This window comes from Reyranella sp. (assembly GCF_004296935.1).
In the GTDB taxonomy this organism is placed as follows: Bacteria; Pseudomonadota; Alphaproteobacteria; order Reyranellales; family Reyranellaceae; genus Reyranella.
Window position 1 is genome coordinate 103,440 of the sequence record NZ_SCVH01000145.1, and the last position, 13,470, is coordinate 116,909.

Here is a 13,470-nt window from a genome sequence, read left to right on the forward strand (position 1 = left end):
TGGAGACAACCGATGTCGATTACAGCCGTCCGCAAAGCGGAGCTGATCAAGTCGTATGCCCAGGCCGATACGGACACCGGTTCGCCGGAAGTCCAGGTCGCCATCCTGAGCGAGCGCATTTCCAACCTCACCGAGCATTTCAAGGGCCACGCGAAGGACCACCATTCGCGCCGCGGCCTGCTGAAGATGGTCGGCCAGCGCCGCCGTCTGCTCGACTATCTCAAGGCCAAGGACAGCAAGCGCTACGACACGTTGATCGAGCGTCTGGGTCTGCGTCGTTAATTTCCGGCCCTGTCTGACAGACAGGGCCTTTTCGCGTCGCGTCGTCCGGTCCCCGTGAATTCGGCCGGCTGACGCGACATCGCAGTAACCGGGAAGGCAGGGGCGAGAGCAAACGCCTGACCCGGTCCTGCCGGCGCAAGGGCGCCGGTGGGCGGTCGTCGCCAAACGGGGGCGGACGACCGTGATGGAAAGGATGAATGAGATGTTTGAAGTTTTCCGTAAAGAGATCGATTGGGCCGGCCGCAAGCTGATCCTTGAGACCGGCAAGGTCGCGCGCCAGGCTGATGGCGCCGTCATGGCCACCTACGGCGGCACCACGGTGCTGGCCGCCGTCGTCTTCGAGAAGCAGCCGAAGCCCGGCCTCGACTTCTTCCCGCTGACCGTGAACTACCAGGAGAAGACCTTCGCCGCGGGCAAGATCCCGGGCGGCTTCTTCAAGCGTGAAGGCCGGCCGAGCGAGAAGGAAGTGCTGACCTCGCGCCTGATCGACCGTCCGATCCGGCCGCTGTTCCACGAGACCTATCGCAACGAGACGCTGGTCGTCGTCACCGTGCTCGCGCACGATCTCGAGAACGATCCCGACATTGTCGCCATGGTGGCCACGTCGGCCGCCCTCACCATCTCGGGCGTGCCGTTCATGGGCCCGATCGGCGCCGCCCGCGTCGGCTACCTCGACGGCAAGTTCGTCGTCAATCCGACCCGCGACCAGGTCGCCGCCAGTGCCCTCGACCTCGTGGTCGCCGGCACCAAGGAAGGCGTGCTGATGGTCGAGTCCCAGGCCAAGGAATTGTCCGAGGACGTGATGCTGAGCGCCGTCATGGAGGGCCATCGCTCCTTCCAGCCGGTGATCGACGCCATCATCCAGCTCGCCGAGCATTGCGCCAAGGAGCCGCTGCCGCTCACCGATCCGTCGGAAGCGTCCAAGACCGTGGCCGCCAAGCTCCAGGCCGAGACCCGCGGCAAGCTCGCCACGGCCTATGGCGAGACCGCCAAGCAGCTGCGGCAGACCAACGTCCGCGCCGTCAAGGCCGAAGCCAAGAAGCTGTTCGAAGGCGATGACGCCGCCCTGGCGGCCTTCGGCGAGCAGTTCGGCAATCTCGAGGCCGACGTGGTTCGCAATGCCGTGCTCGACACCGGCAAGCGCATCGACGGCCGCGACACCAAGACGGTCCGCCCGATCATCGCCGAGGTCGGCATCCTGCCGCGCGCCCACGGTTCGGCGCTGTTCACCCGCGGCGAGACCCAGGCGCTGGTCGTGGTCACGCTCGGCACCGGCCAGGACGAGCAGATCATCGACGCGCTCGAGGGCGAGTACCGCGAGCACTTCATGCTGCACTACAACTTCCCTCCGTACTCCGTTGGCGAAGTCCGCCGCATGGGTTCGCCCGGCCGTCGCGAGATCGGCCACGGCAAGCTCGCCTGGCGCGCGCTGCGTCCGATGATGCCGGGCAAGGACAAGTTCCCCTACACGGTGCGTGTCGTGTCGGAGATCACCGAGTCGAACGGCTCCTCGTCGATGGCGTCGGTCTGCGGCGGTTCGCTGGCGCTGATGGACGGCGGCGTGCCGATGGAGCGGCCGGTGGCCGGCATCGCCATGGGCCTGATCAAGGAAGGCGAGCGCTTCGCCGTGCTCACCGACATCCTGGGCGACGAGGATCACCTCGGCGACATGGACTTCAAGGTTGCCGGCACCACCAACGGCATCACCGCGCTGCAGATGGACATCAAGATCACCTCGATCACCGAGGAGATCATGAAGGTGGCCCTCGGCCAGGCGAAGGACGGCCGCATCCACATCCTGGGCGAGATGTCCAAGGGGCTTGTCGGCGCCCGCGAGGGCGTTGCCGCGACCGCGCCGCGCATCACCCAGTTCACGATCCCCAAGGACAAGATCCGTGAAGTGATCGGCACCGGCGGCAAGGTGATCCGCGAGATCACCGAGCAGACCGGCACCAAGATCGACATCGAGGACGACGGCACCATCAAGGTCGCGGCGGTCGACGCCGCTGCCGGCCAGAAGGCCATCGACTGGATCAAGGGCATCGTGGCCGAGCCGGAAATCGGCGTGATCTACACCGGCAAGGTCGTGAAGTGCGTCGAGTTCGGCGCCTTCGTGAACTTCCTGGGATCGCGCGACGGCCTCGTGCACATCTCCGAGCTGGCGCCGCGCCGCGTCGCCAAGGTGGGCGACGTCGTCAAGGAAGGCGACCAGGTCAAGGTCAAGGTCCTGGGCGTCGACGATCGCGGCAAGGTGCGCCTCAGCATGAAGGCGGTCGACCAGGCCACCGGCGAGGACATCTCGGCGAAGCAGGTCGAGGCCGCGCCGGCCGGCGAGTAATCGCCCCATCCGATACGGAAACGGCGGCCTCGGGGCCGCCGTTTTTGTTTGGGTCTTCGGGGCCGCGCGCGTCGCCGAGCGTTGGCCTGATTGACAACACCCGGAGGTGTTGGCATTCTCGCCATCAGCATGACCGCGATGCTCGTCACCCGGTTCAAGGAAGTCACTGCTGAAGGCGACATCATCGAGTTCGTGGTCTGGCGGGTGCCGAGCCCGGTGGATCCGAGCCGGCACTTCTACAAGTATCGGGCGGTCTACATCGTCGACGGTAAGCGGGTCGTCGGGTTCGACAACGAGCGCGGCAAGGGCGACCACAAGCACATCAGGGGCCGGGAGAGCGCCTATGCCTTCTCCACGGTGGAGACGATGATCGAGGACTTCATCGCCGAGGTCGACGCCATAAGGAGGCGAAGATGAGGAAGAGGACGCTGACCATTCGATTGATGCCGGATTGGCGGAGCGGTCTCCGGGCGGCGGCCCGCAAGGCGCAGGCGAAGTCCTACCAGGGCGAAGAGCTCGCCTTCGAGACTCCGGCCGTCTTCTTCGGGAAGCTGACGGAACGGCGCTGGGCGCTCATTCGCATGCTGCAGGGCAAGGGTGTCCTGTCGATCAGGGAGCTGGCGCGGCGCGTGGAGCGGGACGTGAAGCGCGTCCACGAAGACGTCTCCGTCCTCACGGAGCTCGGCCTTTTCGAGCGCGAGGAAGGCGGTGTCGTCTGCCCGTTTGCACGCATTCACGTCGATTTTGAGCTGGCTGCAGCAGCTTAGAACGGCTGGCGCGGTAACGTCGTCGGCGCCGGCCGGCGAGTAAGTTGCCGAACGATAACGGAAGCGGCGGCCATCTGGCCGCCGTTTTTGTTTGTAGACTGCCGAGGATGATGAAGCCCTCCATCCTCTCCCGCCGCCTGATGCTGGCCGGTGCCGGCGTCGGCCTGATCCCCCTGTCTGCCGCCTTCGCCGCCGGCCTCGTGCCGACGCCGGCGCAGACCGAAGGGCCCTTCTATCCGGCCGGCCTTCCGGCCGACACGGACAACGACCTCGTGCAGGTGCGCGGCCAGGCGGCGCGCGCGATGGGTGAGGTGCTGCATCTTCAGGGCCGCGTGATCGGCATCGACGGCCGCGTGCGGTCCGGTGCCCTTGTCGAGATCTGGCAGTGCGACGCACGGGGCATCTACGACCATCCACGCCAGTCCGGCCGCGACCGCCGCGATCAGGCGTTCCAGGGCTACGGCCGCATGATCGTCGACGCCGAGGGCCGCTACAGCTTCCGTACCCTGAAGCCGGTCGCCTATCCCGGCCGCACACCGCACATCCATCTCAAGGCGACGACTGCCGACGGCCGCCTGCTCACCAGCCAGTTCTATGTCGCGGGTGATCCGCAGAACGAGCGCGACGGCGTGTTCCGCAGCGCCGTGCGTCAGCCCGGTCAGCGTGAGCGCATCGAGATGAAGCTCGCGCCGGCGCCCGGCCTCGAAGCGGGCGCACTCGCAACCGAGATGGATATCGTGATCGGCTGAGGTGGCCTCTCTTCCCCTTTGCGGAGTCCGCAAAGGGGAAGTGCCCTCGTCTTACGAGGGCGATGGGGTTCATGACCCCCTCCGGCCTTCGGCCACCTCCCCCGAGACGGGGGAGGAGATCAGTTCCGATCAGCCCTTCAACTGCCGCGCGATGAATTCCCTGACCGTTGCCTGCGCCTTGTCGGTCTGCGGGCCGGGGACGGCCACCCATTCGTGGGTCGAGTCGGCGAACAGGCGATAGTCGCACGCACCGCCCGCCGCCCTATAAGTTTCGGCGAATTTTTCCTGCATCGCCGGCAGGACGTTGTCGTCGAGGGCGCCCTGCATGATGAGGAACGGCACCAGCGCGACCTTTTCGCCGCGGTCGAGGATCTCCTGGGGGTTGCCTTCGTGGATGCTTTCCCACGGCGAGAAGAAGGTCCTGTTGCTCTGGATCATGGTCTCGTTCTTGCGGCGCTCCGCGTTCTCGAAGCGCGCGATGGTGTTGCTGGGCGGCGAGCGCATCGCGACCCACGAAACAGTCGCATCGATGTCCGGTGCGCCCGCGACGGGGAGGGCGCTGTAGCGCGGATCGTGCGGGCGCATGGCCAAGAGCTCGGCGACATGGCCGCCGCTCGAGGAGCCGTAGACGCCGAGCTTTGAGACGTCGCCGTTCCAGCGCGCGGCGTTCGCTTTCAGCCACCGCACGGCATGGTTGGCGTCCTGCACGCAGGCCGGATAGGGCGCTTCGGAGGCAAGCGTGAGGTCGACGGCGACGACCAGCAGCCCGCTCGATGCCAGCGCGCGATCCATCGGCTCTTCGGCCAGGCGGTCCTTCCGGGTCCACGCCCCGCCGTGCAGGTCGAGAACGGTCGGGAAGGGGCCTGTTCCCTGCGGCTGGTAGATGCGCGCCATCAGCATGCGGCCGGCGGCATTGCGCCGGAGCTCCACGTCGCTGACGATGAGATCGTACCGGGCGTCGGGATTGTAGGTGGGGGGATTGTCGGCGGACGCCTCACGCCGAGCCGAAGTCGCTCCATCCATCTTGATCTCCCCTGGCTGTTCGACGCCTGCAGGCGATTACGCTGTCACGGGGCCGCGCCAGAGTCGACGCCGGATGCATGCACTGCATGCATTGGATCACGCCGATGTGAATTGCAGGTTCAACAAGTTTATGCTAACAAATTCGATAGGCTGGCGCTTGGACTGCGCCGGCCTTTTTCCTTTCCGGCACGACCTGCCCGCGCCCCCTGGAGTCCGCAAGAGGGGCCGCGGGTTCGCCTCATGGCCTGGTGCAGCCGCCGCGGGTCCTGACCCGTGGACAGTCCCAACAACGACCCCGTCTCAACGCCACGCCAGATAACGCCGTGGGAACAGACACTTAACGACATCCTGGGCACAGGGTGCGCCGGGGCAGTGCGACCAAAGACTTCGCGAAACGCGAGAAAAGCCCGTGGAATAAGGCTTATCCCGGAGTCGGGCCCAACTTCGGGCCCAACACTCCCTCAATTCAGGTGGGCCCGGTAAGCGGGCTGAAAGCCCGCCGTTATTGGCTTTCCGGCGCGCGGAGAGCTGAAATTCTGTCGTGGAACTTGGGCCCGACTTGAGGCGAATTTACTCGCCGTTCGGCTCGCCCGAGCCCTGCGGCGGCATGCCGACGGCGTGGTAGCCGGCATCGACGTAGTGGACGGTGCCGGTCACGCCGGCGCTCAGGTCCGACAGCAAGTAGAGCGCGGCGCCGCCCACGTCGGTGAGCTCGATGTTGCGGCGAAGCGGCGAGGCTTCGCGCGACACGCGATAGACATAGCGGGCGCTGCCGATCACGGCGCCGGCGAGGGTCCGCATCGGCCCGGCCGAGAGGGCGTTCACGCGCACGCCCTGCGGGCCGAGGTCGGCCGCGAGATAGCGGACACTGGCCTCGAGGGCGGCCTTGGCGATGCCCATGACGTTGTAGGACGGCATGACCCGGACCGCGCCTTCGTAGGTGAGGGTGATCAGGCTGCCGCCTTCGGTCATCAGCGGCAGGGCGCGCCGCGCGATGTCGGTGAACGAGAAACAGGAGATGGTGAGGCTGCGCTGGAAGTTGGCCTTGCTCGTGTCGACGTAGCGGCCCTTCAGCTCTTCCTTGTCGGAGAAGGCAATGGCGTGGACCACGAAGTCGAGCCGGCCCCAGTCCTTCTTCAGGCGGGCGAACAGCCGGTCGAGGCTCTCCTCGTTTTCGACATCGGCTTCCTCGACGATTTTCGCCCCGATCTTCTCGACCATCGGCAGGACGCGCTTGCCGAAGGCGCCACCCTGGTAGGTGAAGGCCAGTTCCGCGCCGGCGTGGTGCAGCGCCTGGGCGATGCCCCAGGCGATCGAGCGTTCGTTGGCCACGCCCATGACCAGGCCGCGCTTACCGGCCATCAGCTTGGGCACGGATGGCAGGGCGACCGCCTTGGAGACGGCATGGTCGGACGCCGCGGAGAGGGGACGACGGTCGTCGGGCATCTGTCCCCCTCAGTTTTCGTAGCGCGCGAACATCAGGCAGGCGTTGGTGCCGCCGAAGCCGAAACTGTTCGACAGGACGATTTCGAGCCCCGCCTTGTCGATCCGCTGGCGCGCGATCGGATAGTCGCCGACGCCGGGATCGGCGTTCTCGATATTGGCCGAGGCGCAGATGAAGTCGTTCTTCAACATCAGCAGCGAATAGATCGCCTCATGCGCCCCCGTGGCGCCCTGGCTGTGGCCGGTCAGCGACTTGGTCGAGCTGACGGTGGGCAGCTTCCTGCCGTCGAAGGCGGCGCGGATGGCATCCAGTTCGGTGAGATCGCCCACGGGCGTCGAGGTGCCGTGGGTGTTGATGTAGTCGACCGGCCGGTTGCCGCGCGCGCCACCCGGAAAACCGTCCAGGGCGAGCTTCATGCAGCGGATCGCGCCCTCACCGGACGGCGCCACCATGTCGGCGCCGTCGGAAGTGGCGCCATAGCCGATCACCTCGGCATAGATCTTGGCGCCGCGCGCCCTGGCGACTTCCAGTTCCTCGAGGACGACGATGCCGCCGCCGCCGGCGATGACGAATCCGTCGCGGTCCTTGTCGTAGGCCCGGCTCGCCCGTGTGGGCGTGTCGTTGTACTTGGACGACATGGCGCCCATGGCGTCGAACAGAACGGACAAGGTCCAGTCGAGTTCCTCACCGCCGCCGGCGAACATGCGGTCGGCCTTGCCGAGCTGGATGGATTCGACGGCGTTGCCGATGCAGTGCGCCGAGGTCGAGCAGGCCGAACTGATGGAGTAGCTCAGGCCCTTGATCTTGTAGGCGGTCGCCAGGTTGGCCGAGACGGTGCTGCACATGGCGCGCGGCACCTGGAACGGGCCGACGCGCTTGGGCCCCTTCTCCCGGGCCGTGATGGCGGCCTGCACGATGGCGCCGGTCGTCGGACCGCCCGAGCCGGCAATGACGCCGGTGCGTTCATTGGAGATTTCGCTCACCGAGAGGCCGGCGTCGGCGATCGCTTCCTTCATGGCGAGCCAGGCATAGGCCGCGCCGTCGCCCATGAAGCGCATGAGGCGGCGATCGACCAGATCCTCGACCTTGAGCTTCAGCGTGCCGGCGACCTGGCTGCGGAAGCCGAGTTCCTTGTACTGCGGGACGAATTCGATGCCCGACTTGCCGTCCTTCAGGGATTGCGTCACTTCGGCGGCATTGTTGCCGATCGGAGAGACGATGCCGAGGCCGGTGACGACGACACGTTTCATGTCAGCCTGCGGCCGCGGCGGGCGCTGCGTCCTGGAAGAGGCCGACCTTCAGGCCGGTGACCTCGTAGATCTGCTTGCCGTCGGCCTGGACGAAACCATCGGCAATACCCAGCACGAGCTTGCGCAGGATCACGCGCCGGAGATGCACATGGTAGGTGAGCTTTTTCACGGTCGGCACGATCATGCCGGTGAACTTGACCTCGCCGACACCCAGGGCCCGGCCGCGGCCCGGCGCCTTCATCCAGCCGAGGAAAAAGCCCAGCATCTGCCATAGGGCATCGAGCGGCAGGCAGCCCGGCATCACCGGATCGCCCTTGAAATGGCAGTCGAAGAACCAGAGGTCGGGCTTGATGTCGAACTCGGCCACGATCTCGCCCTTGCCGAAATTGCCGCCGGTATCGGCGATCCTCACGATACGATCCAACATCAACATCGGCGGCAGCGGGAGCTGCGCGTTTCCGGGCCCGAACAGGTGCCCCTTGGCGCACTCGATCAGGTCCTCAAACGTATAGCTGTGCTTCTTCTCGCTCACCATTCACCGCCCACGACCGTCCAATTCAGGAATGAGCCGCAGAATAGGGATGCCCGACGCCGGGTGCAAACCCGGCGAATTGGGCGATCTGGCCCTTTTCTTGTCTCTATTCACTGCTTACATATGGGTCCGACCATGAACGGCAACAGCCCCGACTTTCCTGCCCGCCTGCGCGCGGCCGGCCTGCGCCCGACCCGGCAGCGGGTGGCGTTGGCGCGCCTGTTGTTCGAGAGCGGCCATCGCCATGTCACGGCGGAAGGTCTGCATGTCGAGGTCAAGGCGACCCGGATGCCGGTCTCCCTGGCCACGGTCTACAACGCGCTCAACCAGTTCCGCGACGCCGGCCTGCTGCGCGAGGTCGTGGTGGCGCCCGGCCGGTCATATTTCGATACCAACATCGGCCATCACCATCATTTCTTCATCGAGCCGGACGGCGAGCTGCACGATTTTCCTTCCGACAAGGTGACGATCGCGGGTCTGCCGACGCCCCCCAAGGGAACCCGCCTGTCGCGGGTCGATGTCATCGTGCGGGTGCGCCGCTAACCCGTTTCGCTGCGAATCACTTGCAGTATTTAGAATTGTTCTAAACTTCTTGACGGTCTCGCGGACGCGTCCTAAATCCTGAATGTGGATCGGCGGATGGGCCGGTCAAAGCGGGAGAAGCACCATGGCAAATCTCAAGGGATCCAAGACCGAAGACAATCTGAAGGCCGCCTTCGCCGGTGAGAGCCAGGCCAACCGCCGGTATCTCTACTTCGCCCAGAAGGCCGACGTCGAAGGCTACAACGATGTCGCCGCCGTCTTCCGTTCGACGGCCGAAGGCGAAACCGGCCATGCCCACGGCCACCTCGAGTTCCTCGAGGCAGTGGGCGATCCGGCCACCGGGCTGCCGATCGGCGCCACCACGTCGAACCTGAAGGCGGCGATCGCCGGCGAGACGCACGAGTACACCGACATGTACCCGGGCATGGCCCGCACCGCGCGCGAAGAGGGCATGGCGGAAATCGCCGACTGGTTCGAGACGCTGGCGAAGGCAGAGAAGAGCCACGCCGGCCGCTTCCAGAAAGCGCTCGACACGATGGCCTGAGCCCTTCGGGCTCAAGGAAGGGGACCCGCGAGGGTCCCCTTTTGCTTCCCACCTTCTTTTGCTCGCAACCAAGCGAATCCGATATGCGCGAAGGCAGCCTCGAAGCCCCGGTCCGTCACGCCCTCGATTGGCAGAACCCCTGGTTCTGGGATGAGGCTGCGCTCGAGAAGGAGATGGAGCGTACCTTCGACATCTGCCACGGCTGCCGTCGCTGCTTCAATCTCTGCGACTCCTTTCCGCGGCTGTTCGACCTGATCGACAACGGTCCGACCGGTGAACTCGACGGCGTGAAGAAGGAAGACTACGCCCAGGTCGAGGAAGCCTGCACGCTCTGCGACATGTGCTTCATGACCAAGTGCCCCTATGTGCCGCCGCACGAGTGGGCGCTCGACTTCCCCCATCTCATGCTGCGCCATCGCGCGGTGCAGGCGCGCAAGAAGGGCGTCGATTTCATCGATCGCCAGCTTGCCGCCACGGACAGGACCGGCCGGCTCGGCACCTTCGTTTCCGGCCTCGCCAACTGGACCACCGATGAGCACAACACGCTCACGCGCCCGGCGATGGAGCGGATCGCCGGCATCCATCACGGCGCCCGCCTGCCGCGCTATGCCGGCGAGACTTTCGAGATCAGGGCGGCGCGCGAGGGCGTGGTGCTGAACGAGGCGGCGCCGGCCTTCGGCAAGCGCAAGGCCGTGCTCTACGCCACCTGCTTCGTGAATTTCAACAACACCGCCATCGGTGCCGCGGCGCGCGCGGTGCTGGCCAGGAACGGCGTCGAGACCGAAGTCGTCCATCCCGCCTGCTGCGGCATGCCCAAGTTCGAACTGGGCGATCTCGAAGGCACGGCGACGGCGGCGAAGACGGTGTCGGCGGCGCTGCTGCCCTGGGTCGACAAGGGCTACGACGTGATCGCGCTCACGCCCTCCTGCGCCCTGATGCTGAAGTTCGAATGGCCGCTGCTGCTGCCCAAGGAACCTGACGTGGAACGGCTGTCACAGGCGACCTTCGACCTCTCCGAGTATGTGGTCGACATCGCCAAGAAGCATGGGCTCGCCCCCGGCTTGGAGCCGCTCGAAGGCGGCGTCAGCATCCATCTCGCCTGCCACGCGCGAGCCCAGAACATGGGTGCCAAGGCTGCCGAGATGCTGCGGCTGGTGCCGAAGACGCGGGTCGCGGTCATCGAGCGCTGCAGCGGCCACGGCGGCATCTGGGGCGCGCGCACGGAGAATTTCGAGACGGCGGTGAAGGTCGGCAGGCCCGCGGCGCAGGCGGCGCTGAAGAACGACACCAGTTTCGTCGCCTCCGAATGCCCGCTCGCCGCCGATCACCTGATGCAGGTGATGGAGATGACCGCGGGCGACGAGAAGCCCAGGCCCTCGCGCGCCGACCATCCGATCGAGCTTTTCGCGCGCGCCTACGGCCTGATCGGACAGGACCAATGACAGCGCCGCGCAAGATCGAAACCGGGGCCATTCTGCCGCCGGCTGATTACCTCAAGGTGCGCGCCGAGCGCCGCCGCCAGATGGCGGAACTCAAGAAGAACCGGCGGCTCGAGGTCGGCCCGTTCGCGACGTGCTACTTCGAGTCGTACGACACGATGCTGCACCAGGTGCACGAGATGCTGTTCATCGAGAAGGGCGGCCCGGCCCAGATTCCCGACGAGCTGGCGGCCTACAATCCGCTGATTCCCCAGGGCCGCGAGCTGGTCGCCACCATCATGTTCGAGATCGACGATCCACTGCGGCGCGCCCGCGTGCTGGGATCGTTGGGTGGCGTCGAACGGCATGCCTTCATCCGGGTCGGCGCCGAGACGATCCGGGGTGTGGAGGAGGGAGACCAGGAGCGCTCGCGCGAGGATGGCAAGGCCTCGGCCGTGCAGTTCGTGCGCTTTGCCTTCACGCCTGCCCAGATCGCCGCCTTTCGCGGTAGTGACGGCGACGTCGTGGTCGGTTTCGATCACCCCAACTACGGTCACATGGCGGTGATGCCGCGCGCCGTGCGCGAAACCCTGGCGGGCGACTTCGCCTGACCCTAGCGCTTCCGCGAAAACGTCAGATCGTAGTGAATGGGCAGTATCAGGATCAAGGGATCGCCGGGCATGTCGCCCGGCACCGGCGGGAACGGCGCTGACTTGCGGATTGTCTCGAGCTCGGCGGCATCGATGGCGGGCCAGCCGCTCGACTTGTCGATCCTGACATCGATCAGCCGGCCGTCGCGCGCGATCGTGACGCGCGTGACCACGCGGCCCTCCTGCTTGTTGTCGGCGGAGATGCGCGGATAGAAGCGGTGCCGCGCGGTATGCCGGGCGACGAGATCCAGATAGGCATTGCGCGCCCGGCCCTTGCCGATCAGCCAGTCCGAAGAGTTCGACGGAGGGGCTGGCACGCTGGCCGGCGAATTCATCGACGGCTGCGCCGGCGCAGGCTGGGGCGGCCTCGGCAATGGCGCCTGCGATAGCGCGCCCTGCGGCGGTCGCGCGGCTGGGCGCGGCGGCGGCGGTGGAACGGGCTTGGGGAAGTCGCGCGCCGTCGGAGGCGGCAGTTCCTCCGGCAGCGCCAGGGCCTGCTCCAGACTTGGCGGCGGGGTTGGCTGGGGCGGCGGTGGCTGCTCGGGCGGAGGTGGCTCGGCGAGTGCCTGCTGCGGCTCTTCGCGGGGCGGTTCCGGGGGTGCCGGCTCCGGCGTGCCGGCCGCGACAGCCTGGACGGGCTTGTCGTCCGATTGTGAATCCATGCTCGTCGGTGGAGCGCCGGCGTCGACCGTGATCATGATGGCATCTTGCGGCGGCTCGGTCGGCCGGAACGGTGAGGCCCACCACAGCACCGCAGCCGCCGCGCCGTGCAGCGACAGCGCCAGAACGACCGCTGCCGGCGACATTCGGCTGGATTTCGAATAGAGGGCGCTGACGGTTTGGGCCACGACGTTACGTTACTACGTCCCGGCGTGGGTGGCGGCTAGCTGGCGGGCACTGCTGCTCTCAATTGGAGCGCCTGAAATGGAGCGGCAGAATGAAACTATGTTGAGCGCCCGCGATTTCGGGCGGAAGCCGAGGATAGGGCCCGGCCTGGCGGATCAAGTTCACGGCGGTGGCGTCGAGCGCTGCAATGCCGCTCGACTGGAACAGCCCGACATCGACCAAACGACCATCGCGCGCCACCGTCATTCGCAGGACGACCGAGCCCTGCTCGGTCGTTACGTTGCGAACGAACTGCTGATGTTGCGAGAGAATTCGGGAGACCTGCCACAAATAGTCATCTTCGACTTTACGTTGACCATACTGGCTTGCCGGATTTGTCAGTGGTGACGGCCGCGCGGCAGCCTGCGAATCGGCCGGTGCGCGCTGCTGCGGCGCCGTCGAAAGAGGCGAGGGCTGAAGCTGCTGGCGTTGCGGCGGCGGCGCCTGGGCGCGTTGCGGCGGTGGCGGGGGCGTCTTCGGTGGTGGTGGCGGCGCGGCCTTGGGGAAATCTTGTGCGGTAAGCGGCGGCGGTGGCGCCTCCACCGGCGGCAGGGCCTGCTCCAGCTTTGGCTCCGGCGGCGGCGGCGGTGGCGCCGCGGCTGCTTGTTGTTGTTCCGGCGCCGGCTTTGCGGGTTCCGTGGCCTGCACCGGCTTCTCCGCCGGCGTTGGGCCGGGTTGCGGTGGGGCGGGTTGGGCGCGTGGATCGGGCGTCAGGGAACGCGGCGGCGCGAGACCCAGCCGCGGGGCTGGGTTGGGCGGCGGGCTGGCGGGCGGCGGGCTCGGCACTTGGGCAGCCGCCTGGGGGGCAGCCGCTTGGGGGGCCGGCGCCGGCTGCGCGGCCTCCGGTGTCGCTGGAGGCGGGGTTGGATCCTCGACCGTGAACTCGATGGCCCGTTCGGCGGCTTCGGCCTCGTGCCGGGGCAGCTCCCACAGGAAGGCCAGCGCCACCAGGGCATGCAGAAGTGCCGCCATCGCCGCCGCCACCGGCGACATGTGGTTGAACTTGGAGTAGAGGGCGCTAACTGCGTGGGCCACGGCGACCCAT

15 protein-coding genes are annotated in these 13,470 nt (G+C 66.8%); 9 read left to right on the forward strand and 6 right to left on the reverse strand.

Features of this window, described 5'->3' with window-relative positions; genetic code table 11:
• Positions 1 to 12: 12 nt before the first annotated feature.
• The 5 genes from rpsO to EPO55_RS20685 all read left to right on the forward strand — a co-directional run bounded on the left by rpsO (position 13) and on the right by EPO55_RS20685 (position 4,136).
• Complete coding sequence (gene rpsO / locus EPO55_RS20665; RefSeq protein ID WP_296339121.1) at positions 13 to 282, forward strand: 30S ribosomal protein S15; 270 nt, start codon at positions 13 to 15, stop codon at positions 280 to 282.
• 202 nt (positions 283 to 484) lie between these two features.
• Positions 485 to 2,620 (forward strand): polyribonucleotide nucleotidyltransferase, encoded by a 2,136-nt coding sequence (pnp, locus tag EPO55_RS20670; RefSeq protein ID WP_296339122.1) that lies wholly within the window; start codon positions 485 to 487, stop codon positions 2,618 to 2,620.
• Between the two features lie 129 nt (positions 2,621 to 2,749).
• Positions 2,750 to 3,037 (forward strand): DUF6516 family protein, encoded by a 288-nt coding sequence (locus EPO55_RS20675; RefSeq protein WP_296339123.1) that lies wholly within the window; start codon positions 2,750 to 2,752, stop codon positions 3,035 to 3,037.
• The gene (locus EPO55_RS20680) at positions 3,034 to 3,387 is read left to right on the forward strand and encodes a hypothetical protein (protein WP_296339124.1); all 354 of its coding nucleotides are present in this window, start codon (positions 3,034 to 3,036) and stop codon (positions 3,385 to 3,387) included. Before EPO55_RS20675 ends, EPO55_RS20680 begins: the two co-directional genes overlap by 4 nt.
• A 107-nt stretch (positions 3,388 to 3,494) precedes the next feature.
• On the forward strand, positions 3,495 to 4,136 hold the full coding sequence (locus tag EPO55_RS20685; protein WP_296339125.1) for a protocatechuate 3,4-dioxygenase: 642 nt from the start codon (positions 3,495 to 3,497) through the stop codon (positions 4,134 to 4,136).
• A 129-nt stretch (positions 4,137 to 4,265) separates the two neighbouring features.
• Here EPO55_RS20685 and EPO55_RS20690 read toward each other — a convergent pair whose 3' ends face one another.
• The 4 genes from EPO55_RS20690 to fabA form a co-directional block, all read right to left on the reverse strand.
• Entirely contained in the window at positions 4,266 to 5,159 is an 894-nt protein-coding gene (locus EPO55_RS20690) for an alpha/beta hydrolase (RefSeq protein ID WP_296339126.1), read from the reverse strand.
• A 570-nt stretch (positions 5,160 to 5,729) separates the two neighbouring features.
• A complete protein-coding gene (locus EPO55_RS20695) occupies positions 5,730 to 6,521 on the reverse strand; it encodes an SDR family oxidoreductase (protein ID WP_296339193.1) in 792 nt (263 codons plus the stop codon).
• A 93-nt stretch (positions 6,522 to 6,614) separates the two neighbouring features.
• A complete protein-coding gene (fabB, locus tag EPO55_RS20700) occupies positions 6,615 to 7,853 on the reverse strand; it encodes a beta-ketoacyl-ACP synthase I (RefSeq protein WP_296339128.1) in 1,239 nt (412 codons plus the stop codon).
• A gap of 1 nt (position 7,854) precedes the next feature.
• Positions 7,855 to 8,385, reverse strand: coding sequence for a 3-hydroxyacyl-[acyl-carrier-protein] dehydratase FabA (gene fabA, locus EPO55_RS20705; protein WP_296339195.1), 531 nt, complete (start codon positions 8,383 to 8,385; stop codon positions 7,855 to 7,857).
• 135 nt (positions 8,386 to 8,520) lie between these two features.
• On the opposite strand from fabA, the gene irrA reads away from it, so the two are divergent.
• The 4 genes from irrA to EPO55_RS20725 all read left to right on the forward strand — a co-directional run bounded on the left by irrA (position 8,521) and on the right by EPO55_RS20725 (position 11,501).
• Entirely contained in the window at positions 8,521 to 8,928 is a 408-nt protein-coding gene (irrA, locus tag EPO55_RS20710) for an iron response transcriptional regulator IrrA (RefSeq protein ID WP_296339129.1), read from the forward strand.
• A 124-nt stretch (positions 8,929 to 9,052) separates the two neighbouring features.
• Complete coding sequence (locus EPO55_RS20715; protein ID WP_296339131.1) at positions 9,053 to 9,472, forward strand: rubrerythrin family protein; 420 nt, start codon at positions 9,053 to 9,055, stop codon at positions 9,470 to 9,472.
• Positions 9,473 to 9,555: 83 nt separating this feature from the next.
• On the forward strand, positions 9,556 to 10,914 hold the full coding sequence (locus EPO55_RS20720; protein WP_296339132.1) for a heterodisulfide reductase-related iron-sulfur binding cluster: 1,359 nt from the start codon (positions 9,556 to 9,558) through the stop codon (positions 10,912 to 10,914).
• On the forward strand, positions 10,911 to 11,501 hold the full coding sequence (locus EPO55_RS20725) for a DUF3501 family protein (protein ID WP_296339133.1): 591 nt from the start codon (positions 10,911 to 10,913) through the stop codon (positions 11,499 to 11,501). The genes EPO55_RS20720 and EPO55_RS20725 overlap by 4 nt, the downstream gene beginning before the upstream one ends.
• A 2-nt stretch (positions 11,502 to 11,503) precedes the next feature.
• Here the strand turns inward: EPO55_RS20725 and EPO55_RS20730 are convergent, their stop codons facing one another.
• Both EPO55_RS20730 and EPO55_RS20735 read right to left on the reverse strand, forming a co-directional pair.
• Positions 11,504 to 12,346: an energy transducer TonB gene (locus EPO55_RS20730; protein WP_296339135.1), complete on the reverse strand. Its 843-nt coding sequence runs from the start codon at positions 12,344 to 12,346 to the stop codon at positions 11,504 to 11,506.
• 100 nt (positions 12,347 to 12,446) lie between these two features.
• The gene (locus EPO55_RS20735; RefSeq protein ID WP_296339136.1) at positions 12,447 to 13,460 is read right to left on the reverse strand and encodes an energy transducer TonB; all 1,014 of its coding nucleotides are present in this window, start codon (positions 13,458 to 13,460) and stop codon (positions 12,447 to 12,449) included.
• Between the last annotated feature and the right edge of the window lie 10 nt (positions 13,461 to 13,470).